Here is a 23,904-nt window from a genome sequence, read left to right on the forward strand (position 1 = left end):
TTGTCGGCGCTTGACCATCGATCGCTGGTTTTGCCATTGCCCGGCATGAATTTCCCTGTCTGTCTTGCACTTTGCCGCCAGGTCCGTAGCGTCACCGTCGTGATGCCCGTCGCTCCTGACAACTCGATGACCGCACGATTGAACGGCGGCATCATCTGCTGGATTGCCCATTCCCGGGTTTCCGCTGAATAGCGTTTCATTTCCCATTCGCTGTCCGCCCCCCATCTTTACATCAATCGGTTCGGGTGAGGCGACAACTAGCCTGACATGGAGGGGCGGCGGCAAAGAAAGTAAGTGCCTGCCCCGCACAGGGGCGAACGCTAATAAACCAAAAGCAAATCAAGAGAAGGCACCCCCGCAGGCGCCCCACCAAACAAGCGCTGCGCAAGGCAAAAAAAACACCACCTCTCTAATGCCGTTTCTTCCCCTCCGAAGGGGCCTCTTCCACTGGCGAGTGACGCGGCTCACCCATATCGACGGCGATTGGATCACTGGCAGGAAAGCTCTCCTCGAGTGCCTCATCGAGCCGGTTCTCTGCGGACTCAGCGGGCTGCACTGCTTCCTTGGGCTGGGGTGCATGTTGCTTCTGCTTGGTCATGACGTGCTCCATTAGAGAAGAAAGCCGACAATTCAGCATAGCGCAAAGCGGGCTCGCACGAGCATCAGCCGACCGCCCCGGCCTCTCGCGCCGTAAGCGTTTCCATCAGAGCCCAAACCCCAAACCCAGATCAGAAAACACCGGGCAAAAAACCAAAACTTAAAACCACCCCGCATCAAGTCGTTTTCCGTGTGTCGCCTGACAACAAAAACCATCCACCGACCGCACTGACCGGCAAAAAACCGCACGGCATACCGTGAACGGGCAACGTCCAGCTCGGGAGGGGCGCAAACAAAAGCAGCGAACAACAAGGCAGCGAACGACATGGACCGAAAAAACCCTGCGCGCGCGCAGCGCTTCAACGCATCACACGTGGTGGAAGCCGAACTGGAACATCTGGATTGGGCGACACGGCAACCGGCGCTGCACATGCTGGACGCCATGTACTGGCGCCGCCGCGTGCTGGCGGTCAAAGGCGGATTCGAACTGACGGACTTGCAGGTGATCCGACTGGAGAAGATTTTGCAGCGGCTCGGCTATCCATCGGAGTAGCCTGCCGCTGCGGCGGCGGTTTATACGTTGCCGCCGCTGGTGCCACCGTTGCCACCGTTGCCACCGTTGCCACCGTGGTTGCCGCCGCCATGACTGCCACCGCCATGGTTGCCACCGCCATGGTTGCCACCGTCGCCGCCGCCCGTGCCGAACAGACGCCGGCGGCGTGTTACGACCACCGGACCGTCGGACGTGCTGCTGCTACGATCGGACGCAGGGCGATCCGAGGCCGGCGCGCCGTACGACTCGCGTGGTTCACGCGGCTCGCGCGGTTCGCGATGGTCGCGCGGCTCACGCGAGCCGTGCGGGCCACGCGTGGTGTGCTCACCGTGCGAAGGCCGTCCGGCGCGCGGCGCCGGACGCGTGCCGGTGTCGAGCTGGATCGTCGAGATCGCGCGTTTGTAGATACCTTGCAGGCCGACAGGCGTGCGCAGCATCACCAGATACTGATCGAACGACTCGATGCACCCTGTCAGGCGAATGCCGTTGACAAGGTAAATCTCAACGCGCTTTCGTTCTTTGCGCGCAGCGTTCATGAAGTCGTTTTGCGGATGCGATTCTGCGGAAGCCATGGACAATTCAGGTTAGTAAGACGGTGGTTCGCCGCGATTCTACCCTGTGTGGGGGCGGAACGCGTCGGCGGCCGAACTGCGTCCACTATAACGGCTTGCGCGCACATAAGCATCTGATAACTTTTAGCTGTAACGTTGAGTTACGAATCTGCGTACGAATAGCGTCTTCTTCGGCCACGTTCGAGCGCGCCCGATGAGGATGGCGGAAAAAGAGGGTGCCTGCCGCTGCCGCATGTGGAATAAATCGCAGCCCGCTCACGTTAATTCAGACATGGCGGCGCTGCATATTGCACGTGGCCGATCGGATCCCCGGCTCGCAGGCACCGGCCGGGTACTCATCAGGAGACTCACCATGAATGTATCCCGGACTCTTTCCGCCGTCTTCGTGCTGCTGGCGCTCGCGCTAGGCTCGCTCGCAACGAGCGCCTGCACCTCCGCGACTGACAGCAGCGCGTCGGGCACCAGTGGTAACTCAGGCAGCGGCGGCGGTTACTGAGCGTTGCCACGCCGGGTGAATTTCGAAGCGGAAGTGATTTCGTGGCTCCCGCAGTTGCGCCGCTATGCGCGCGCACTGACGGGCGACCGCGCCTGGGCCGACGACCTCGTGCAGGATACGGCGGAGCGCGCGCTCGCGCGCTGGGCGGCGTTCCGTCCGAACAGCAACCTGCGTGCGTGGCTCCTGACGATCCTGCGGCATCTTTACATCGATCAGCTGCGGGGGCGTCGCGAGATTGCCATCGACGACGAAAGCGCGCCGTGGCGCAATCTCGAAGCGCCGCATGGCGAAGTCGACGGTCTGGTGTTGCGCGATCTGCAGCGTGCGCTGTATTGCCTGCCGGTCGAGCAACGGGAAGTGCTGCTGCTTGTTTGCGTGGAGGAACTGTCTTATCAGGAGGCGTCGAAGGCGCTCGGCGTGCCGATCGGCACGGTGATGTCGCGGCTTTCGCGCGCGCGGGAACACATGCGCGTGCTGATGACGGAGGGGCCGGTCGAAGGGGGCGCTGTGGGGTTGGCGCGTAAAGTCCCGCCGCTAAAAGTAGTGAGAAATCCGTGATGAATAACGACCACGATTCCAGCGTGCCTGAGGAACTCGATTTGCGAGCGTTGTCGGCGTTTGTCGACGGCGAGTTGCCGCCTGTGGAGCGCGCCGCGATCGAGGCGCAACTGGGGCAGCAGCCGCAGGCTGCCGCGAGAGTGGCCGCGTGGCGCGCGCAGAAAGCGGCGCTGCAGGTGCTGTGCGGTGCGTCAGAGCGCCGCGGCGAGCACGGCGAGCAGAGCGGGAGCGTCGGGAATATGGGGCAGAGCGACGCCGACGAGCCGGCCTTCATCGTGGTGCGGCGGCCGACGCCGTGGTGGCAACGCGTCGGCCTCGCGGCGTGCTGGCTCGCGGCCGGCGCGGGTCTCGCGCTCGCCTTGGGGCCGCTCGCACCGCGTCTGACGGGCGGCGCGTGGAACGGCCTGGGCGGCCAGCCGCCGAGCTTTGCGGAGCGCGCCGACATCGCCTACGCGGTGTACACGCCCGAGAAGCGTCATCCCGTCGAAGTCGCCGCGAACGAGGAAGAGCATCTGATCAACTGGCTGTCCAAGCGCCTGAACCGGCCGCTGTCGGTGCCGTCGTTGCAGGAGTACGGTTACTCGCTGGTGGGTGGGCGTTTGTTGCCCGGCGAAGCGGGACCCGCCGCGCAGTTCATGTACGAGAATCGTAGCGGCGCGCGCCTCACGCTGTACGTCACGGGTATTTCTCGCGACGAAACCGCGTTCCGCCTGTTCCGCGACGGTGACCGCCGGACCTTCTACTGGGTCAGTGACCGCATGGGCTACGCGTTGTCCGGGCCGATTGCGGAAGACAAGCTTCGCTCGATTGCTATCGAGGTGTGCAGCGCGCTCGGCGGCAAACCGGAGGCCTGGCAGTAGCGCGCAAAGCACGGTAAGCACCTGGACCCAGGCAAAACGCCGGCCACCGGATCTCATTGCAACACGCGGTAACAGAAATGCCTTGCGCACGCGCGCGCTGTCGGAATAGCGCCGCGCGGCGTTTCGTTTACTCACTGCAAGATCATGCTGTTCCGCCTGGCATACGCGCCGGGACGGCACGGTCTCGTGCGAGGCGAACCGACGGGGTCTTTACGGTGTCGACACGCTTTTTGCGAGTCGCTACGCCGGCGCGTCGAGGCAGCAAAATCATGCTTACTTCTCTTCAGTTCGGCACGGGGCTGTGTTCCGGCGTAGCCTGTCTGTGCCTGTGCGCCGCTTGCGCGGCGCCGGTCGCGGCGCAATCGGACGCGAATGCGCCGTTGAACGACGCTTCGACGTGCCGCTTCGTCGTGGGACAGGCGGAAATCGACGGCGTCATGCAGCAGGTCAGTGGCCGCGCTTGCCTGCAGCCGGACGGCAGCTGGCAAGTCGTCGAAGACGATCCCGCCGCGCTGGCCTTAGGCCCGGCTCCGGTGTATTACTACGATCCATGGTACTGGTGGGGGCCGCCGGTGGTATTCGCCGCGGGTGTGTCGTTCGTTTTCGTCGACCGCTTCCATCATTTTCATCACATGGACCACGTGCGTTATGGACACGGATCATATGGAATGGGTGCGCACGGAAACTGGCGTGGCGGCGCGTCGACGCACGTATGGAGCGGCATGTCGCACGGCGTCGGCGGCGGTGGGATGCACCGCTAGCTTGCCGTCGCCCACGCGTGCGGCTGCAAAGGAGACACCTTGACGCGCAGCTTGCCGCCGAAAGTTTCCGCTGCCCAGTTCGACCGCGCACTCGCCGGTTGGCGCTCGATCGTCGGTGAGGCGCAGGTGGTCACCTCGGCCGCCGGGCTCGCCGCGTATCTCGATCCGTTCGCGCCCGGCGAGCGCGAAGCGTTCTCCGCGTCCGCCGCGCTGCTGCTCGCATCTGTCGACGAGATTCGCGCAGTGTTGCGGATTGCCAATCAATTTCGTATTCCGTTGTGGACGGTCTCGACCGGACGCAATTTCGCGTACGGTGGCGCCGCGCCGAGACTGGCGGGTTCGGTGGTGCTCGATCTGCAGCGGATGAACCGCATCATCGAAGTGAACGAGACGCTCGCCTACGCGCTGGTCGAACCGGGCGTCAGCTATTTCGATCTCTACGCGCATCTGCGCCAGAAAGGCTACAAGCTCTGGGTCGATCCACCCGCGGCGGGGTGGGGCAGCGTGGTCGGCAATACGCTCGAGCGCGGCTTCGGCTATACCGCGTACGGCGATCACGCGGCGGCGCAGTGCGGCATGGAAGTCGTGCTCGCCAACGGCGACGTGCTGCGCACCGGGATGGGCGGAATCGAAATCGGCACCGCGTGGCAACTGTATCAACCGGGCTATGGCCCTTCCTTCGACGCGATGTTCATGCAGTCGAACTACGGCATCGTCACCAAGCTCGGTGTCTGGTTGATGCCTGCGCCGCCCGCGTATCTGCTCGGCGAAATCCAGTTCCGGCACGAAGCGGATCTCGAAACGATCGTCGAACGCTTGCGGCCGTTGCGGCTCGATGAAACGATCCGCAATAACGCGGTGATCGAAGGCGGTTTGCGCCGGGCCGCGGGACTGTCGGCACGTCAGCAGTGGTACGAAGGCAAAGGCGCGATGCCCGAGAACGCGGTGGCGGCGATGCTCGACAAGCTGAATGTGGGCCGCTGGAATCTGCATTTCGCGCTGTACGGCACGCCTGAATTGATCGACGCGCGCTATGCGATTGTGCAGCGCGCGTTCGCGCGCGTGCCGCAGGCGAAACTTTTAGCCACTCGCTATGCGGGCGATGCGCAACCCACCGCGGGCGGCGATCGCAACCTGGCCGGCATCCCCGCGATGAGCGCGTTCCGCATGCTCGACTGGCGCGGCGGCGCGGGCGCACATGTGGACTTCGCACCGGTGTGCCCGGCAACCGGGCGCGATGCGCTGCGCCAATACACGATGGTCAAGACGCGCGCTGCGGAATACGGTTTCGATTACTACGGCGGCTTTACGGCCGGCGTGCGTCATTTACATCACATCTTCGCGGCGATTTTCGACCGCGACGACGCGAACCAGGTCGAGCAGGCCGGTGCCTTACTGCGTTCGCTGATGAGCGACGCGTGCGCCGCCGGTTACGGCGAATATCGCGCGCATCTCGCGTATATGGATTTCGCCGCGGCGCAGTACAGCTTCAATGACGGCGCGTTGCTGCGGCTCTCGGAAACGATCAAGGATGCACTCGACCCGAACGGCATTCTCGCGCCGGGCAAGCAGGGGATCTGGCCGGCGGCGTGGCGCGACCGGCGGGGTTATACGTGAGGCACGTGAGCGAGACGAACGACGTGTGTGGAGCGGCAAGGTACATGACGTATGTGACGCACGTGATGTGTGAGCAAGGCGAATGCCGTGGGTGACATTCGTAACCTGATGGCGTGACCAGACCATGGACCGACGCGCTTTCATGATGACCGGCGCATGGCTTTCGACCGCGAGAGGTGGTGCGTGGCCGTGGCTCGCGCATGCGGCCGCTCGCCACGACACGCTCGCCGTGATCGATTCCACCCTTGCGGGCGGACCCGCATTTGCCGACTACGTCGCACACATGAAGCTGCCTGCCTTCGAAGCCGGCGACGACATCGGCGTGCTCTGGTACACCACACTCGCGCCGCGTCTCAGGCAAACGCCCACGCAATCACCGGTTTCGCTGATCGGCCTCACACGCGCATCCGATTACTTCGTGCTCAAGGAACTCGCCACCCGCGTAGGCCGCATGGTCGAGCACAGCTACGAGCAGGGCGCGGGGCCCAGCGCGCATGTCGCCTTCGCGCTGACGCCGCGCCTTCTCCGCTAGAACTTATAAGCCTTGTTCTTCGGATCGAAGGTCGAGTCGTCGAAGCTTTTCGGCGTGATGCTTTCGAAGACGATCTTCTCGAAGATATTGCCGTCGTTGTTATAGGACTCGACAGTGCGGAAATACGGATGCCGCAGATCCAGCCCGAGCGTTTCTTTCTTCGCATAGAACTGCGGCTGGCCGGCGGCCGTTTCGAAGGTGAAGGCCACCACGCGCACGCCGTCGATCGTTTTCACTTCCACCTGGGTCGAGCGCGGCAAGCCGGCCTCGATGTATTTCTTGCCTTCGACGAGGTACCGGTCGGCAATGTACTCGGTGCCGAGATCGCGCACCTGGTGGTTCGACTGCGCACGGGCGAGGGCGCCGGTCAGCGAGGTCCACAGCGGCATCACGTTCATGATGCCGCCGAGGTGGCCATACATTTCGTCGGTGCGTTTGGATTCGTCGTAGATGATTTCCTGGCCGGCGTGCGCGCCGTCGGGCAGCCACTTCGCGTAGATCCGCAGTGGATCGTGGGCGATGCGCACCAGCATGTGATCGGCCTTGTCGGGCCACTGGCCGTGAATGCGTTCCGAGCGTGACATGATGAACTCGTATGACGGATAACCGTTCGGCCCTTCCTTGATGTAACGCGGCAACGCAAGCGGATCGAGCGACTGGAACAGGGCGACCAGTTGCGCGTCGTCCAGCTTCTCCATTGCGCCGCTTTGTTGCGCGCCGCGCAGCCATTTGACCTGCTGATCGAGTGTGAGCTTGCCGACCTGCGAGGACGGCGTGGTGGGCGGCTTGACGGCGCTGGCGGTGTCGAGCGCGGGCGGCGTGTCGTCGTTCTGCGCGAACGCCGGCGACGCGATTGCAGCCGCGCTGGCCACCAACGCGCCGATCAGGAGTCTCCGTGATGAAACCGCACGGAACGCAGCAGTCAGGGACGCGCTCAACGTTACGGTCTCCGACGAAAAACGGGCGAGGCGCATGAAGGCCGATGAATGAAGCAAACGGCGCGAGCGTGCGGACAGGCTGTGCTTCATGAATCTCTCCGAAAGTTGGCAACGCGCCGTATCGAGCGCCTTGCCTGTCAGGCAGGTTTTTGCTTCGCGAGTTCCTCGTCGCGCAGCGCGCGGCGCAGAATCTTGCCGACGTTGGTTTGCGGCAGCTCGTCGCGAAACTCGACGAGCTTCGGCACCTTATATCCCGTGAGGTTCTTGCGGCAGTGGGCGATCACCTGTTCCGCAGTCAGCGACGGGTTGCGCTTGACGATGAATACCTTCACACGTTCGCCTTGCGCCGCGTCAGGCACGCCGATTGCAGCGACTTCGCGCACGTCCGGGAGCGTCGCGATCACGTCCTCGACTTCGTTCGGATAGACGTTGAAGCCGGACACCAGAATCATGTCCTTCTTGCGGTCGATCAGGCGGATAAAGCCGCGTGAATCCATCACGCCGATGTCGCCGGTGGCGAGCCAGCCATCGTCGTCGATCACCTTGGCGGTTTCTTCGGGGCGATTCCAGTAGCCTTTCATTACCTGTGGCCCTTTCACGCACAGTTCGCCGGCTTCGCCGATGTTCGCCCACGTACCGTCGTCTTTCTTGAAGCGCACTTGCGTGGACGGCGCGGGCAAACCAATCGAGCCTTCGAAGTCGCGCAGATTGGTCAGGTCCACCGGATTCATCGAGACGATCGGCGAGCATTCGGTCAGCCCATAACCTTCGATGATCGGCTTGCCGGTGACCGCCTTGAAGCGATCGGCGACCGACTTCTGCGTGGCCATGCCACCTGCCATCGCGAGCTTCAGGTTCGAGAAGTCGCGCTTGCAGAACTCCTCGTTGTCGAGGAACGCGTTGTAGAGCGTGTTCACCGCCGTCATGCCGGTGAATTTCTCGTGACGGATGATCATCATCACGCGCTTCATGTCGCGCGGATTGGCGATCAGAATATTGCGCCCGCCGAGTCCCATGAAGATCAGTGCGTTCACGGTGAGCGAATAGATGTGATAAAGCGGCAGCGGCGTGAGCACCGTTTCGATGTCGCCGCTCAATTGGCCTTCGGACCACGCTTTCGCCTGCAACAGGTTGGCGATGATGTTCCTGTGCGTGAGCATCGCGCCTTTGGCCACGCCAGTGGTGCCGCCGGTGTATTGCAGGAAGGCGATGTCATTGTGAGTGGGGCGCACGGGCGTCAGTGGCCGCGTGTAGCCGATCGAGAGTGCGTCGAGCAGCGGCACCGCTTTCGGCAAGTTGTACTTCGGCACCATCTTCTTCACATGGCGCAGCATGAAATTGAGCAGACGTCCCTTCAGATTCAAACCGTCGGCGAGCAGATCGCCGAGGCCCGTCACGATGACGTTCTGCACCTTGGTGCCCGGTAGCGCGTCTTCAACGGTCTTCGCGAAGTTCTCGAACACGATGATGGTTTGCGCGCCGCTGTCCTTGAGCTGATGCGCGAGCTCGCGCACCGTGTAGAGCGGATTGACGTTGACCACCACGCCGCCCGCCTTGAGCACGCCGAACAGCGACACCGGATACTGGAACGTGTTCGGCAGCATGATTGCGACGCGCTCGCCGGACTTCACGCCGATGCTTTGCAGATACGCGGCGAATGCGGTCGCCTTGCGGCCGAGCTCGCCATACGTCATGTTTGCGCCGACACTCACATACGCGACCCGCTCGCGAAACTGCGCAATGCATTCGTCGAAGAACTGCACGAGCGATTCGTACTGGTTGACGTCGATCTCATGCGGCACGTCTGCCGGATACGACGCGTACCAGATGCCGTCGGTGTTGGGCGCGTGATTCGCCGCCTGACTGGGCACCCGGTCCGCGGCATTGGCGAGCGGTGCGGATCCGGCGGCGGACGGGAGCGGGGCTTGCGTGGGCTGGGTCATCGGTCGTCTCCTGAAGCCGTGGCTTCATCTGTTTGTGTGCTGGTCTTGCAGCCAGTCATTGACGTTGTCAAAGCGGTCATCGAAGCGGTGATCAAAGCAGCAATCAAAGCAGTCATGGCAGCAGCCTTCGAAACAAGGCATTCATTGAAGCACGTGCTGAGCCAACTGCGACACTCAGCGTTCCAGAATCGCCACTACCCCTTGGCCGCCCGCCGCGCAGATCGAGATCAGCCCGCGTGAGGTGCCGGCCGGCTTGTCGAGTTGCGCGAGCATTTTCGCGAGTCCGGCGACGATGCGGCCACCCGTGGCGGCAAACGGATGGCCGGTGGCGAGCGAGCTGCCGTTCACATTCAATTTTGCCCGATCGATCGCGCCGAGCGGCCCCGGCAAGCCAAGCTGCGTGCGGCAATACTCGTCATCCTGCCACGCCGCGAGCGTGCACAACACCTGCGCGGCGAAGGCTTCGTGTATCTCATACAGATCGAAGTCCTGCAACGTAAGCCCGGCGCGCGCCAGCATGCGCGGCACCGCGTAGGCGGGCGCCATCAGCAGGCCTTCCTTTTTGTCGAAAAAGTCGACGGCGGCGGTTTCGGACCAGCTCAGATACGCCAGCACGGGCAGGCCATGTTTGGTCGCCCATTCTTCGCTAGCGAGCAGCACGACGGAAGCGCCGTCTGTCAGCGGTGTCGAATTGCCTGCGGTTAGCGTGCCGGCGTCGCGATCGAACACCGGCTTCAGACCGGAGAGTTTCTCGAGCGTCAGGTCGGAACGCAGATTGTTGTCGCGTGCAAGGCCACGGTACGGCGTCATCAGATCGTTGACGAAGCCGCGCGCATACGCCTCGGTGAGCTTGCGGTGGCTGTCGTAAGCGAGCACGTCCTGCGCTTCGCGCGAGATGTTCCAGCGCTTGGCCATCAGCTCGCAATGCTCGCCCATCGAAAGCCCTGTGCGCGGCTCGCCGTTGCGCGGCAAAAGCGGTTTGAAAAACATGCCCGGCCGCAGTTTGGCCAGCGCACCAACGCGTTGGCCGGTGCTCTTGCCGCGATTCGCTTCGAGCAGAATCTTGCGCATGCGCTCGTTGACGCCGATCGGTGCGTCGGATGTCGTATCGACACCGCCCGCGATGCCCACCTCGATCTGCCCGAGGGCGATCTTGTTGGCGACGAGAATGGCCGCTTCCAGCCCGGTGCCGCAGGCCTGTTGCACGTCGTAGGCGGGCGTTTCTTTCGCGAGCGTGGTTGAGAGCACGGCTTCACGCGTCAGGTTGAAATCGCGCGAATGCTTGATGACGGCGCCGGCCGCTACTTCGCCCAGACGTTCGCCGTGCAGGTTATAGCGGTCGATCAGGCCTTGCAGCGTGAACGTCAGCATGTCCTGATTCGACGCGGTCGCGTAGGCGGTGTTTGAGCGGGCAAACGGAATGCGGTTGCCGCCGATAATGGCGACGCGGCGCACGGCGGGCTGCGGGTTGGACATGCTCGGCTCCTTTGGGTCGTTCCCTGGTTATTGAACGGTGCGAATGATGCGCATGGTGCGAACGGTGCGAACGGTGCGAACGGTGCGAATGGTGAGTAAGGCTTCTTTGCGTTGGGGTGTCTGCAAGCTCAACAACGATTTGCAAGCGGCTTCAATTCCATGCGGTGACGAAAACATGCGGGTGCCTGCGGGTGGCTGTGGGTGCGTCACAGCAGCTTCCACTGCATACGGCCGCGCAAATGCGGTTTTTCGCCCGCAATGTCGCGTACCTCGATGTCACGTTCGATCAGTGAGGGCGACGCGCTCCACAGCGACGCCTCTCCTGGCAACAGCATCGGCAGCTTGAATTCGGCGGAGAGCGTGGCCTCGGCGAGCTGTTTCGGCGGTTGCAGCGCGGAGGCGGCACGCGCCAGCGTCCACATGCCATGCGCAATGGCGCGCGGAAAACCGAATGCCTTCGCGGACAGCGCGGTGAGGTGAATCGGGTTGTAGTCGCCGGACACACTCGCGTAGTCGCGGCCCAGTTGCGACGCCAGTTGCCAGCGCGAGATGCGTTCCAGCGCGTCGTGCCCGAGTTCCAGCGGGTCGAGCGGACTGCCGCTCGCCGGCACGCCACGTTTCAGATAGACGCTGTCGCCGTCCCATACCGCTTCGCCGCGGCGGTACATGCGGGTATGCAGCACGAACGCCTGGCCTTTGTCGTGACGCAGCAGCGCGCCGAATTCCACCTCGACGCGCAACATGTCCTTGTAAGCGAGCGGCCGACGCAGGCGCACATGATTCGCCAGATGCACGAGGCCGAGCGCCGGCCAGGGAAACGCCGGGTCGGTCAGCATCAGCAGATGTAGCGGGAAGGCGAGCAGATGAGGATACGTGAGCGGCACGCCATGCTCGGGAATGAAACCGCATACTCGGGAATAACGCCAGATCGGCCCGGGCTCGAGCGCCACGGCAGGGCGCACGAGGCGCAGTGCCGGCAAGTGCGCGTCGCGCCCGCGTTTGACGATGCCGGACAACGCGCGCGCGTACAGCTTCGCCGGCGCGGGCAACTGCTCGATGACGACGGTCTTCGGACGGGGCGCGCTCGCTGCGTGACCACCCCGGAACGGCTCACCCGGCTCACCCATGCTCACGCTCCAATCAGGCTTTGTCCGCACACGCGCACGATCTGGCCGCTCACGCCTGCCGATCCCGGATGCGCGAGCCACGCGATGGTCTGTGCGACATCCACCGGCTGGCCGCCCTGGCTCATCGAATTCATCCGGCGGCCGGCCTCGCGGATGGTCAGCGGAATCTTCGCGGTCATCTGCGTTTCGATAAAGCCGGGCGCGACCGCGTTGATGGTGATGCCGCGTGCACGCAGATGCGGCGCCATGCTTTGCACCCGGCCGATGACGCCGGCTTTCGAGGTGGCGTAATTGGTCTGCCCGAGATTGCCGGCAATGCCGCTGATCGACGACACGGCGACGATGCGGCCGCCGTCGCGCAAGATGCCGGCCGCGAGCAGGGCGTCGTCGATCCGTTCCTGCGCGGACAGGTTGATGTCGATCACGCTTTGCCACGCGGCGTCGGTCATCTTCGCGATGGTTTTGTCCTTGGTGATGCCCGCGTTGTGCACGACGATATCCACGCCCTGTTCGTCAAGCGCCGCGGCGATCTGCGCGGGTGCTTCGGGCGCGGCGATGTCGAACGCGAGGGCGGTGCCGTTCAACTGGCGCATCGTCGAGTCGAGCGCGTCGCGCGCCGACGGGATGTCGATGCCGATGACGTGCGCGCCTTGCGCGGCAAGCACGCTCGCAATCGACGCGCCGATGCCGCGCGCGGCGCCGGTGACCACGGCACGCCGGCCCGCGAGTGCCTGATTCCAGTCGAACGCCGGCAAGGCATCGGCGCCGTCGCGCACGCCGATGCGCACCACCTGGCCCGACACATACGCGGAGCGCGGTGATAGAAAGAATCGCAACGTTGCTTCGATGCCATTCTCGGCGCCTTGCTCCACGTAGACGAGATTCGCGGTAATGCCGCGCCGCGCTTCCTTGCCGAGTGAACGCGTGAGGCCTTCGAGCGCGCGCTGCGCGGTCCATTGGCGTGGCGTCGCGCAAGCTTCCGGCGGCCGCCCTAGCACGATGATGCGGCCGCACTTGCCGAGCGAGCGCAACGTATCGTGGAAGAATCCGTGCAGCGGTTCGAGCTGGCTGCTGTCTTCGATACCGCTCGCATCGAACAGCAGGGCGGTGAGCTTGCCGTGCGAACCGGACTCCGCCGGTTCGAAACGGCCCGTCATCAAACCATGGCGATTCGCGAGCGGCACCCATAGCCCCGCGCTTTCGTGCGCAACGCTGGTCACGCCGATGCTTGTCACGAGATTCGCGAGCGCGTCGAGCAGATGCGGTTCGCGGCCCGCGCCGATCGCGATCAGGCCGTCGAACTCGGGCTGGTCCGCGCGATAGCGTCGCAGTACCTCAGGCTTCGGTAAGCCTAGCGAGCGCGCGAGGCGCGCGCCGAACGGAGAATTGACGAAGTTCAGATAAGAGTCGTTCATATTGTTCGTTGCTCCGCTGGCCACGCCCGCAGGAAGTCCCCACGGGGGACGTCGGACGTGTGTCAGTGTGCACCCAGTTTGGGGCATCTGGGGGAGCCCCGCCTGGATGTTTTTTTAAGGCGCTCAGGCCGCGAGCTCCAGCGCTTTTTCGAACGCGTCCTTGCGCTTTTGCAAGTTGGCGAGCATGTCGAAGTCGGCCGGGAAGTCGTCGACCTTCACGACTTCTGCGCCATACCGTGCATAGTCGTCGAGCACGCGGCGATCGTCGGCGTCGATCAGGCCTTTTAGCTGTGCCGCTTCGGTCCACGCGGCCAGTTGCGGCAGGCTCTGCGGCATCGGTTCGAGCAGGCCTTGCTTGACCGCTTCGCGCAGTTTCTGGTCGATCTGCGTGAAGCGCGGGTTCAGTTCGAACACGAGCTCGCCATAGCCGAGCGCATCGACATCCGGATGCGGCACGTACGAGTCGGACACGAGGCGGTTGCGCGCTGCGCCTGGCGTTTGCATCAGCTCAGCAATCTGGGTGCCGAGGCGATCGGACGGCTCGCGATACGGCAGGCTGAATGGGTATGCCAGCGCGCGCACGAGACCCGCGGCGAGACGGTTCGGGTAGTTCGCGAGCACGCCGTCGAGCGCGTGTTGCGCCTTGTACAGCGAGTCTTCGACGCCCCAGCGCACCAGCGGCAGATCTTCTTCCTGACGGCCTTCGTCTTCGAAACGCTTGAGCGTCGCGGAGATCAGGTAGAGCTGCGAGAGCACATCGCCCAGACGCCCCGAAATGCGTTCACGCCGTTTCAGATCGCCGCCGAGGACAAACATTGAGACGTCGGCGAGCAACGCGAAAGCCGTCGAGAGGCGGGTCGCTGCACGGTAGTACGACAGCAACGGCTCGTACGCCATGCGTGGCCTGGTGATGAACGCGCCGCCCGTAATGCCATAAACGAAACTGCGCACCACGTTGGAGAGCGTGAAGCTGACGTGGCCGAAGAAGGCTGCATCGAAATCGCGCAGCGCCTTGGAGCGATCCGTTTCGCGCGTCGCGGTCATTTCCTTCAGCACATACGGATGACAGCGAATCGCACCCTGGCCGAAGATGATCAGGCAACGCGTGAGAATGTTCGCGCCTTCCACGGTGATCGCAATCGGCACCTGCTGATAGGCGCGCGCGAGAAAGTTCGACGGCCCCATGCAGATGCCCTTGCCGGCGGTGACGTCCATGCCGTCGTTGATGACCATGCGGGCGCGTTCGGTGATGTGATACTTCGCGATCGCCGAAATCACCGACGGCTTCTCGCCGAGGTCCACCGCATGCGCGGACAGGCGGCGCGCGGCGTCCATCACGTAGAGATTGCCGCCCATGCGGCCGAGCGCTTCCTGCACACCCTCGAACTTGCCCACGGGCGTGCGGAACTGGCGGCGAATCGCAGCATAGGCACCGGTGCCGCGCACAGCGATCTTCGCCATCCCCACATTCGACGACGGCAGTGAAATCGCGCGGCCCGCCGCGAGACACTCCATCAGCATGCGCCAGCCGTTGCCGACTTGGGCGCGTCCGCCGATCACCCAGTCGAGTGGAATGAAGACGTCTTTGCCCGAGTTCGGACCGTTCTGGAACACCGCGTTCAGCGGCCAATGACGGCGGCCGATATTGACGCCCGGATGATCGGTCGGAATCAGCGCACACGTGATGCCGGGTTCTTCATTCGAGCCGAGCAGATGGTCGGGATCGAGCGCGCGGAACGCGAGGCCGAGCACGGTCGCGATCGGTCCGAGCGTGATATAGCGCTTGTCCCACGTGACGCGAAAACCCAGCGTTTCGCGGCCTTCAAACGTGCCCTTGCAGACGATGCCGACGTCGGGAATCGCTGCTGCATCGGAACCCGCGTAGGGGCTCGTCAACGCGAAGCAGGGGATATCGTCGCCGCGCGCAAGGCGTGGCAGATAGTGGTTCTTCTGCTCTTCGGTGCCGTAATGCATCAGCAGCTCAGCGGGGCCGAGCGAGTTCGGCACCATCACCGAAACGGCGGCGGCCGAGCAGCGCGTGGAGAGCTTCATGATGACCTGCGAATGCGCGTAAGCGGAGAACTGCTTGCCGCCGTACTGCTTCGGAATGATCATGCCGAGAAAGCCGCGTTCCTTGATGTATTGCCAGGTTTGCGGCGACAGGTCCTGCCACACCATGGTGGTTTCCCAGTCATTCGCAAGATCGCACAGACGCTCGCATTCGACATCGAGAAACGACTGTTCTTCGGCGGAGAGCGTTGCGGGTCCGTAGCCGAGCAGCGTGTCCCAGTGCGGGCGTCCGGAGAACAGTTGGGCGTCCCACCAGACGGTGCCGGCTTCGATCGCGTCGCGCTCGGTCGGCGACATCTCCGGCAGGATCTTGCGGAAAATGTCGAGCACCGGCTTCGTGAGCCACGCACGGCGCAGCGGTTTGATCGTGAGGATGAGGGCGGGGAGGACGAAGACGATCGCGAGCAATGTCGTCGCCACCGGACCCGCTGCTCCGCTGACATGCGCGGCAGCCACCCAGACGATCATGAAGGCAAGCCACCATGAGGCGCGCGCCTGAACGTAGACGAGCGCGAGAGCGGCAATGACGAGCACTAGGATGAACCACGGCATGACGTTTCCTCCTGTTTCGATGGTGCGTGCGAACGCATCCACGGGTCGCGGACGGCTCGCGTTCTGTTGATCTTCTAACTGGCGGTGTTGCTGCTACGCTGCGCGCTCGGGGCGCTTTCACGTCGCCTTTATGAGCTTTTTAGCCGCTACAGGCGCTCATGAGCGGCTTTCGAGTCGCGCCTGCTTCGTTTTCCGTGTCGTGTCTGCAGTTCGACAGCGTGACGTTGCTTAGGTGCGGGACTTAGACGTGTTGCTCGGATGTGCGGTATTCATGATGTTTTGTTTGCACGCGGACGGCCTATGGCAGCGCCGCCCGCGCCGTCCGATTCAAGCCGTGCCGTGCAACGCGGGCTGAAACGAACTCGCCTCTACGTTGCCACCGCGGCGTTCACCGTCCGAAGTGTCCGGCCCTGACGGTTCAAATCCGCCCGACGCCTGCGGCGTGCCCGCAACCGGGTTTGCGCCTTCCACCTGGCCTTCCGGGCCGCCTTCGGTGGCGTCGCCCAGCACGGCGGCGAACGTGGCCAGTTGCGAGCCGTCGGGCAAGGGCGCTTTCAGCGCGGCCACCATCAGCGAAGCGAGACGCGCAATCAGTTGCAGATCGTTCATCGACTTGCCTTGCGAGAACTCCGAAATCAGGCTGTCGGTATCGGTGCCGGCGAGCACCCCGGACAGTGCGCCGATTGCGAAGTGCAGACGCCAGCCGAGCTCTTCACGCGGCAGATGCGGCAGGGCACGCTGGAAGGCATCGAAAAAGCGCACCGCCACCGACTCGTAGTGCGCATTCAGAAAGTCCCGAATGAACGCTGACGGATCCGTATAAGCGCGGCCCAGCAAGCGCAGAAACGCCTTGCCGCCGATGCGCGGATCGCGCGACAGCCGCAGCGCGGGAATGAACATGGCGCCGAGCACGTGCTCACAGGTCAGACGCTCGCCGAGCATGTCGTCGAAGCGGTCGAGCAGCTTGAGCCGCTCCTGATTGAGCCGGTCGAGGCGGCGCGACAGCATCGAGTGAATCAGCGATTCCTTGCTGCCGAAGTGATAGTTGACTGCCGCGAGATTCACTTCGGCACGCGAAGTAATCTGGCGCAGGGACATGGCCTCATAGCCGCAATCGATAAAGAGTGTTTCGGCGGCGTCGAGGATGCGGGACTTCGTGTCGCCGGCATGCCGGCCTGTTGTGCGAACTGCCATTTTGCGTCTCCCAGTTGCCGGGCATCCGGCCCGCAAACAAGCGATTCAAATGACTATTTGAAACAGCCGTTTTTTTTCAGGATAAAGAAGGATGGGGAATGCGATCAAGGGCCCTATGTGGACTAACTCCTCTAGAAGACCTGACGAAGGTCCGTCTTTCCATTGCGCGCGGGCCCGTCAAACCGCGCGGAAATAAAAAAGGCCGTTCCGATCGAAATCGGAACGGCCTCGTATTGCTTGCTACCTGTGTTTGGCCTTGCGTTTGTTTTCTGACGCCAGCTTTGCGCTTACTGGCGTTTGCGTTGCTCGTGGCGGTTCGAGCCGCCTTTGCAGCTATTGTGCCCGATAACGCGCCGGCGAAATAGCTGTTTAGTTCGAACGCTTAAAGCTGTCTCCCGATGCCCCCATCCCCCAATCCCGCAAGGGGACTTCCTTCGGGGCGGGGGACTTCCTTAGACGCTTGCTGCGACCTGTTTCGCCGACTGCGTCATGTCGATGCCGCGGCGTTCGCGGCTGAACGGAATCAGCGCCGCGATCACCACCGCCACAATACCGATCACGACTGCCATGATCAGCGCGTAGTTGTTGCCGTGCGCTTCGGCGGCGCTCGCTTGCAGCGGGCCGTTCACCGACGCGATCAGATTGCCGAGCTGATAGACGAGGCCCGGGAACGTCGCGCGAATTTCATCGGGCGAGATTTCGTTCAGGTGCACCGGAATCACACCCCATGCGCCTTGCACGGAGATCTGCATCAGGAACGCGCCGACGGCGAGCAGCACCGGCGTGGACGAGAACGCCCACAACGGCAACACCGGCAACGCGATCAAGGCGGCGATGAAGATCGCGCGCTTGCGGCCGATCTTCTCGGAGATGAAGCCGAAGAACAGACCGCCGCAGATCGCGCCGATGTTCAGCGTGATCGTGATCAACGATACGGTATGCGCGTCGAACCCATGCTGCACGCGCAGGAAGGTCGGATAAAGATCCTGCGAACCATGCGAGAAGAAGTTGAACGCGGTCATCAGCACGATCGAGTAGAGCGACAGCCCGAGGTTCTGCTTCAATGTGGCGACGAGACCCGGACGCGTTTTCTTCTCGAGCGTCTTGAAGGCGGGCGACTCCGGCACGTGCGCACGCACATACAGCACGAGCAGCGCCGGCAGCACGCCGACGAAGAACATGCCGCGCCAGCCGATGTATTGATAGAAGACGCCGAACACAACCGAGGCGAGCAGATAGCCGCTCGGATAGCCGGCCTGCAGCAGACCCGAGACGATGCCGCGCGATTTCGGCGGCACGGTTTCCATCGTCAGTGCGCCGCCCACGCCCCATTCGCCGCCCATCGCGATGCCGAACAACGCGCGCAACACGAGCAGGGTGGTCAGGTTGGGCGAAAAGCCGGACAGCAATTCCAGCAGAGAGAAGCACGCGATGTTGACCATCAGCGTGGGACGACGGCCGTATTTGTCGGCGAGCCAGCCGAAAATCAATGCGCCGACTGGACGCATGACCAGGGTCAGCATAATGCCGAAGGCAACCGCGGGGATTTTTGTATTGAACTCCGCCGCGATATCTTTCAATACGAATACCATTAGAAAGAAATCGAATGCGTCCAGAGTCCAGCCTAGATAGGCGGCGATCGTGACGTTTCTCTGTTCCCGTGTCCAGCTCATTGATTGTTCTCCTGAGTCGCTAATAACCCGTGTTTGACGACGGGCGGCTCTGCAGCCCCGTGCGCCCTGTGCTGTGGGCTTCGAGGGAGTGTACGCCGAGCGTTAAACGCTTGCATGATTGAACCCGCGTTTATCCGTATTAATACCTGGGCGAATTTCGTGCTGAATCTCACTGCATGCGGAATGTTTGGTAAATGTAATTATTGTATTAATCGTGTGTGATGCTTCGTTTGTTATTTGTAATGTTTAGTCGCGTCTTCGAGCGGCAATCCGGTCAATCTGACTGCGGGATTTCGAGTGCCGGTAGAGGCGGCACTCGTGGGATTCAGGTTGGCGGTGCCGGATGCCTGCGGGTATAACAGCGGCTCGCGGCATTCGCGCCGCGCATACAAGGAGACTGACGAATGACGATTCCGCATCTATGCCTGCTCATCGTGGTGGCGCTGCCGTTTCCGTGGACCATGCTGGCGAAGGTCAGCAAGCGCTACGACAATGGCGCGCCGCGCGCTTATCTCGCGAGCCTCGAAGGCTGGCGAGCGCGTGCTCACGCTGCGCATCAGAACGCGTGGGAAGCACTGGCGATGTTCACTGCGGCGATCGTCGTCGCGGGGCAGGCAGGCGGTTCGAGTCCGTGGATCAACTGGCTGGCGATTACTTTTGTCGTCACGCGCGTGCTGCATGGCGTGCTGTATGTGGCGAATCTGGCGTCGTTGCGCTCGCTCGTGTGGTTCGTCGGTGTCGCGTGTGTGGTGGCGATGTTTTTCGTGTCAGTGAACTGAGGTAAGGCGCAGAGTGGGGCGATGCCGACGGACGCGCGCGCCGTCGGTTCCCACGATCCGGACGGGTTCAAGCCCTTGCGTTTCGGCCGAACGAAGCCGGTGGCTGCGATATATGCGGGTAACGCATCAGTCGAGCAGAAAAATCAATTGGATTCATGTTGCGACGCGGAATAAGATGATTGCCATCCCGTTAATGTCGCCGGTCTCGACGCACCATGTCATTCAAATCACTTACTTCAGCGCCTGTGCGGCGCGGGCAAAAGCCCCTTGCGGTGTTGGCCGCGGTCACGTTGCTGACCGGCATTGGCGCTGGTCTCGGCGGCATGTTGCTCGCTTTACTGCTGCACGGCATTCAGCACCTCGCATACGGTTACAGCGTGACGCATGTCATCAGCAGCGAGAGCTTTCTGGAAGGTGTCACCGACGCGGCGCCTGAGCGTCGCCTGGTCATCCTGACGATGTGCGGACTGGTGGCCGGGCTCGGCTGGTGGTCGGTATATCGCTTCGGGCGGCCGCTCGTGAGCATTCGACAGGCCGTCAAATCCGACGATCCGCGCATGCCGGTACTGAGCACCATCGCGCATGCGTTGCTGCAGATTGTGACCGTTGCACTCGGCTCGCCGCTAGGGCGCGAAGTCGCGCCGCGCGAGATCGGTTCGGCATTGGCCGGCTGGCTGTCGCATCGCGCGGGCCTATCGGTCGAGCAGAGCCGGATCATGGTTGCGTGCGGTGCGGGAGCGGGCCTGGCTGCTGTTTATAACGTGCCGCTCGGCGGCGCGGTGTTTGTGCTCGAAGTCTTGTTGGGCACATTCGGCTGGAAGGCGCTGGTGCCGGCGGTCGTCACCTCGGCGGTGGGGGCGCTGGTCGCGCAATCCGGTCTGGGTAACGAACATCAGTATCTGGTGCCGTCGTTGACGTTGAGCACATCGCTGGTGGTCTGGTCCGTGGTATGCGGGCCGATTTTCGGTGCTGCGGCGTGGGGTTTTACAGAACTGACGAAGCGCGCGCGTGCAGACGCGCCAAAGGATTGGCGTTTGCCGGTGTTGTCGCTGTTGAACTTCGCGATCATCGGCGTGCTGGCGATGCACTTTCCACAACTGCTCGGCAATGGCAAAGGGCCTGCGGGACTGGCGTTCGACGGCAACCTGACCATCACGCTCGCGGCGATGTTGCTGGTGCTGAAGGTGGTGATTACCGCGAGTAGTTTGCGTGCGGGTGCTGAAGGCGGTCTGTTGACGCCAGGGCTTGCGAATGGCGCATTGTTGGCGATCGTGCTCGGCGGAGCCTGGAGTCTGTTTTGGCCGGGGGCTTCTCTAGGCGGGTTTGCTGTTGTCGGTGCGACGGCGTTTCTGGCTGCGTCGATGCAGATGCCGATAACGGCTGTGGTTCTCGTCTTTGAATTTACCCGAGTGAGTCATGACTTTCTGATTCCGGTTCTGTTTGCCGTCGGCGGTGCTGCGTTGAGTTTTCAGGCGTGCGCGAAGTGGGCGCCGGCGATGCAGTTGGGTTCTGGTTTTAATTGGGGTGGGGCGGGCAAAGCCCGGTAGACTTTTTTGCCTTTGCTGGACAGCCCGAAAACAAAACACCCCGTGAAGCGCTAAGGCTTCACGGGGTGTTTTGTTTCACCTGAAGAGGGAGCGCCAGGAGAGCCGACCGCTTAGCGGCTCGACTGTGGGGGATACATCTTGCGCTCGAAAACCCGTGGCTCATGGGCCGGCAGCACTGTTGCTCCAAGCGCGGCGATGCGGCGGAAACTTTCGTCGTATGCGCGCAGGTCGGTGTGGTTGCCGTTCGGAACCGGGTCGCTGCCGTCCTCCGGCCAGTTCTCGTAGAGCGGAATCAGGTCGCCCGCAATGAGATACGGTCCTGCCTGCGTATCGACCAGCACACCCTGTGAGCCTGCCGTATGTCCCGGCAAGCGCAACACGCGAATGCCCGGCACCACATCGGCGTCGCCGAACGCCACGTCCATTCGGTCGAGAATGTCCACCCACGGTGGCGTGCGGCCGCGCTGATTGGTTTCGTAGATCGGACGCTGGAACGGCACCGGCCAGACCGCCTCTTTCAACTCCGCTTCCTGAACGTGAAAGCGCGCGTTCGTGAACGACCGCGCGCCGCCGACGTGGTCGTTATGCAGGTGGGTGAGAATGACCAGTTCGACGGAAGCGGGGTCGACGCCTTCGCGCGCCAGGCCGTACTGCAACAGGTCGTCGATTCCGGCATCCGTCTCGATGTAGCACTGCGGTGCGCGTGAGCGGGAGCCCGGCCCGGCATCGACGACGATCGTATGATGAGCGCTGCGCAGCAGCCACGCGATACACGGCGCATGCAGGCGCGCGGAACCGCAGTTCTTGCGGTACAAAAAGCACGATCGCTCATGATTGACGATATCGCCGCAGCGGATCGGTACGATGGTGAATGTCATGCCTGAGTCTCGCTTCCACTGTGTACATGGTGCTGGCGCCGGGTGCCCGCCTGGCCGAATCTGGGCCGTGTTGAGGGGGAAGACGTTTCGCGAAGTCACAGTATAGGGCAATTGTGGGGCAGCTGAGTAAGCGCTTTCTCTTGAATTCGCTCAGGTTTTCCCCTAAATTTCCCCTAAACAGCGTCGAGATCTTCGCGCTTTGACTAAGCGATGCCCGGAAACCTCAAGTGAAGAGAAAGCGATTACTTAACTTGCGTACTTGAGCGAACACCGGCCGGCGCGTGCCTGTGACTTGGAGCTTTGCGACATGAACATCGAACGTCACCATCACTTCGTCGAAGCATCGCGGCAGGGCCGGGGTCAAACGCGTGATGTTCGCGAGCTTGAATCACGCGGTAGGATTTTCATCGATGCGAACGCATGATCGGCAATGTCGTCGCGCCGCAATTGGACAGCCGCTATAGCGGATTGAAGGTGTTCGGTGCCGCGCCACCTCTTCACGTGGCTCAGTCATTGCAACATGGTGCAACTGATCGAAGGCCCGCGCCCGACGGTGGCCATTCCACAAGGTGCCGCGTTATAGTATGCCGCACAGGAAAGGCGCGATGGTGCGCCTCGACACCGGGCAGGATGCAAGTTGACCAAAGAAACAAAGAAGAGAGCGCCGCGTCGCAAATCGAATGCGATTTCCGTGGCGGATGTCGCGCGCGCGGCAGGGGTATCGACCGCGACCGTTTCGCGCGTATTGAACGGCAACGCAAAGGTAGCGGCTGACCTGCAGAACCGCGTGCGCGACATCGCGCGGGAACTCGGCTACACACCCCACGCTGCGGCGCGCGCGCTGGCATCGCAGCGCTCGAAAACGATCGGGGCGGTGATCCCATCGCTGGAAAACCAGAACTTCGCGATCGGCGTGTTCGCGCTGCAAAAGCGCATCGGCGAGGCCGGCTATACATTGCTGCTGGGATGCTCGTATTACGACCAGGAAGACGAGCTGAAGCAGGTCCGCGCCCTCATCGCGGACGGCATCGCCGGGCTGATGCTGGTGGGCCGCAGCCACTCGCCCGCGCTCTATGAACTGATCGAAAAGGAACAGATTCCGCTCGTCAATGGCTGGACAGTCGATCACGATCATCCGTATGTCGGCTTCGACAACGTGGCGGTCGGCCGTCGCCTTGCCGACTATCTGCTCGATCTCGGGCACACGCGCTTCGGCATGATTACGCAAATGACGCAGCACAGCGATCGCGCGGCTGATCGCATCAGCGGCGTGCGCGCGGCGCTACAGTTGCGCGGGCTGCAGTTGCGCCACGAACATCTGATCGAGATGCCGCATAAGATCATTGAAGGCCAGATGGCGATGAAGGCGCTGATGAACGGCTCCGAGCGTCCAACGGCCGTAATTTGCGGCACCGATCTGCTTGCAATCGGTGCGCTGGCTGAGGCGCGCGAGTCGGGTATCGACGTGCCGGGCGACCTGTCGATTGCGGGCATCAACGACATTGAGTTTTCCAGCTTCACGTCGCCGCCGCTGACAACCATGCGGCTCGCGGCCGATGAAATCGGCGCGCGCAGCGCCGAGTATCTGCTTGCCCGGATCGAAGGGCGGCCGGTGAGTTCGCAGTACATCGTGCCGACCGACCTGATCGTGCGCGGCACGACGGCGCGTCCTCGCAACATCTAGGTCGGCGGCGCACGGCGTGGCGCCTTAAGGAAACACGAACTCCCGCCGCCAGTTGCCAAACGCACGGGTGCGCGGGACGACG

The 23,904-nt window shown here is 62.8% G+C and carries 21 protein-coding genes and 1 pseudogene; 10 read left to right on the forward strand and 12 right to left on the reverse strand.

What is annotated here, in order from left to right:
- Together HHL24_RS43660 and HHL24_RS27225 are read right to left on the reverse strand one after the other, a co-directional pair.
- Positions 1–200 (reverse strand): annotated as a pseudogene (locus HHL24_RS43660) (IS3 family transposase); the annotation flags it as partial.
- A 209-nt stretch (positions 201–409) separates the two neighbouring features.
- Positions 410–598: a hypothetical protein gene (locus HHL24_RS27225; RefSeq protein WP_169488452.1), complete on the reverse strand. Its 189-nt coding sequence runs from the start codon at positions 596–598 to the stop codon at positions 410–412.
- 324 nt (positions 599–922) lie between these two features.
- On the opposite strand from HHL24_RS27225, the gene HHL24_RS27230 reads away from it, so the two are divergent.
- Positions 923–1,150 (forward strand): hypothetical protein, encoded by a 228-nt coding sequence (locus tag HHL24_RS27230; protein ID WP_169488453.1) that lies wholly within the window; start codon positions 923–925, stop codon positions 1,148–1,150.
- A 20-nt stretch (positions 1,151–1,170) separates the two neighbouring features.
- On the opposite strand, the gene hfq is transcribed toward HHL24_RS27230, so the two are convergent.
- A complete protein-coding gene (hfq, locus tag HHL24_RS27235) occupies positions 1,171–1,722 on the reverse strand; it encodes an RNA chaperone Hfq (protein WP_169488454.1) in 552 nt (183 codons plus the stop codon).
- A gap of 352 nt (positions 1,723–2,074) precedes the next feature.
- On the opposite strand from hfq, the gene HHL24_RS27240 reads away from it, so the two are divergent.
- The 6 genes from HHL24_RS27240 to HHL24_RS27265 all read left to right on the forward strand — a co-directional run bounded on the left by HHL24_RS27240 (position 2,075) and on the right by HHL24_RS27265 (position 6,546).
- On the forward strand, positions 2,075–2,218 hold the full coding sequence (locus HHL24_RS27240; protein ID WP_169488455.1) for a hypothetical protein: 144 nt from the start codon (positions 2,075–2,077) through the stop codon (positions 2,216–2,218).
- Between the two features lie 15 nt (positions 2,219–2,233).
- Complete coding sequence (locus HHL24_RS27245; protein ID WP_169488456.1) at positions 2,234–2,776, forward strand: RNA polymerase sigma factor; 543 nt, start codon at positions 2,234–2,236, stop codon at positions 2,774–2,776.
- Positions 2,776–3,636: an anti-sigma factor gene (locus HHL24_RS27250; protein ID WP_169488457.1), complete on the forward strand. Its 861-nt coding sequence runs from the start codon at positions 2,776–2,778 to the stop codon at positions 3,634–3,636. The genes HHL24_RS27245 and HHL24_RS27250 overlap by 1 nt, the downstream gene beginning before the upstream one ends.
- A 269-nt stretch (positions 3,637–3,905) precedes the next feature.
- Complete coding sequence (locus HHL24_RS27255) at positions 3,906–4,397, forward strand: hypothetical protein (RefSeq protein WP_169488458.1); 492 nt, start codon at positions 3,906–3,908, stop codon at positions 4,395–4,397.
- A gap of 39 nt (positions 4,398–4,436) precedes the next feature.
- On the forward strand, positions 4,437–6,014 hold the full coding sequence (locus HHL24_RS27260) for an FAD-binding protein (protein WP_169488459.1): 1,578 nt from the start codon (positions 4,437–4,439) through the stop codon (positions 6,012–6,014).
- A 124-nt stretch (positions 6,015–6,138) separates the two neighbouring features.
- Positions 6,139–6,546: a hypothetical protein gene (locus HHL24_RS27265; protein ID WP_169488460.1), complete on the forward strand. Its 408-nt coding sequence runs from the start codon at positions 6,139–6,141 to the stop codon at positions 6,544–6,546.
- On the opposite strand, the gene HHL24_RS27270 is transcribed toward HHL24_RS27265, so the two are convergent.
- The 8 genes from HHL24_RS27270 to HHL24_RS27305 form a co-directional block, all read right to left on the reverse strand.
- Positions 6,543–7,574 (reverse strand): DUF1571 domain-containing protein, encoded by a 1,032-nt coding sequence (locus HHL24_RS27270; protein WP_206003044.1) that lies wholly within the window; start codon positions 7,572–7,574, stop codon positions 6,543–6,545. The genes HHL24_RS27265 and HHL24_RS27270 overlap by 4 nt on opposite strands.
- A 47-nt stretch (positions 7,575–7,621) precedes the next feature.
- On the reverse strand, positions 7,622–9,427 hold the full coding sequence (locus tag HHL24_RS27275) for an AMP-binding protein (RefSeq protein WP_169488461.1): 1,806 nt from the start codon (positions 9,425–9,427) through the stop codon (positions 7,622–7,624).
- Between the two features lie 174 nt (positions 9,428–9,601).
- Positions 9,602–10,903, reverse strand: coding sequence for an acetyl-CoA C-acetyltransferase (locus HHL24_RS27280; RefSeq protein ID WP_169488462.1), 1,302 nt, complete (start codon positions 10,901–10,903; stop codon positions 9,602–9,604).
- Between the two features lie 206 nt (positions 10,904–11,109).
- The gene (locus tag HHL24_RS27285; RefSeq protein ID WP_169488463.1) at positions 11,110–12,030 is read right to left on the reverse strand and encodes a MaoC/PaaZ C-terminal domain-containing protein; all 921 of its coding nucleotides are present in this window, start codon (positions 12,028–12,030) and stop codon (positions 11,110–11,112) included.
- A 2-nt stretch (positions 12,031–12,032) separates the two neighbouring features.
- The gene (locus tag HHL24_RS27290; protein WP_169488464.1) at positions 12,033–13,445 is read right to left on the reverse strand and encodes a 3-oxoacyl-ACP reductase; all 1,413 of its coding nucleotides are present in this window, start codon (positions 13,443–13,445) and stop codon (positions 12,033–12,035) included.
- 123 nt (positions 13,446–13,568) lie between these two features.
- Complete coding sequence (locus tag HHL24_RS27295; protein ID WP_169488465.1) at positions 13,569–16,067, reverse strand: acyl-CoA dehydrogenase; 2,499 nt, start codon at positions 16,065–16,067, stop codon at positions 13,569–13,571.
- A gap of 327 nt (positions 16,068–16,394) precedes the next feature.
- Entirely contained in the window at positions 16,395–17,261 is an 867-nt protein-coding gene (locus HHL24_RS27300; RefSeq protein WP_169488466.1) for a TetR/AcrR family transcriptional regulator, read from the reverse strand.
- 452 nt (positions 17,262–17,713) lie between these two features.
- Complete coding sequence (locus tag HHL24_RS27305) at positions 17,714–18,934, reverse strand: MFS transporter (protein WP_169488467.1); 1,221 nt, start codon at positions 18,932–18,934, stop codon at positions 17,714–17,716.
- Between the two features lie 404 nt (positions 18,935–19,338).
- Here HHL24_RS27305 and HHL24_RS27310 point away from each other — a divergent pair, with 404 nt between their 5' ends.
- Positions 19,339–19,713, forward strand: coding sequence for an MAPEG family protein (locus tag HHL24_RS27310; protein ID WP_169488468.1), 375 nt, complete (start codon positions 19,339–19,341; stop codon positions 19,711–19,713).
- A gap of 215 nt (positions 19,714–19,928) precedes the next feature.
- Positions 19,929–21,260, forward strand: coding sequence for a chloride channel protein (locus HHL24_RS27315; RefSeq protein ID WP_169488469.1), 1,332 nt, complete (start codon positions 19,929–19,931; stop codon positions 21,258–21,260).
- Between the two features lie 110 nt (positions 21,261–21,370).
- Here HHL24_RS27315 and HHL24_RS27320 read toward each other — a convergent pair whose 3' ends face one another.
- Positions 21,371–22,138: an N-acyl homoserine lactonase family protein gene (locus tag HHL24_RS27320; protein WP_169488470.1), complete on the reverse strand. Its 768-nt coding sequence runs from the start codon at positions 22,136–22,138 to the stop codon at positions 21,371–21,373.
- A gap of 637 nt (positions 22,139–22,775) precedes the next feature.
- Here HHL24_RS27320 and HHL24_RS27325 point away from each other — a divergent pair.
- Positions 22,776–23,822: a LacI family DNA-binding transcriptional regulator gene (locus HHL24_RS27325; protein ID WP_169488471.1), complete on the forward strand. Its 1,047-nt coding sequence runs from the start codon at positions 22,776–22,778 to the stop codon at positions 23,820–23,822.
- The last annotated feature ends 82 nt before the right edge of the window (positions 23,823–23,904 follow it).

Origin of the sequence: Paraburkholderia polaris, assembly GCF_012927345.1 — a bacterium.
Lineage (GTDB): Bacteria > Pseudomonadota > Gammaproteobacteria > Burkholderiales > Burkholderiaceae > Paraburkholderia > Paraburkholderia polaris.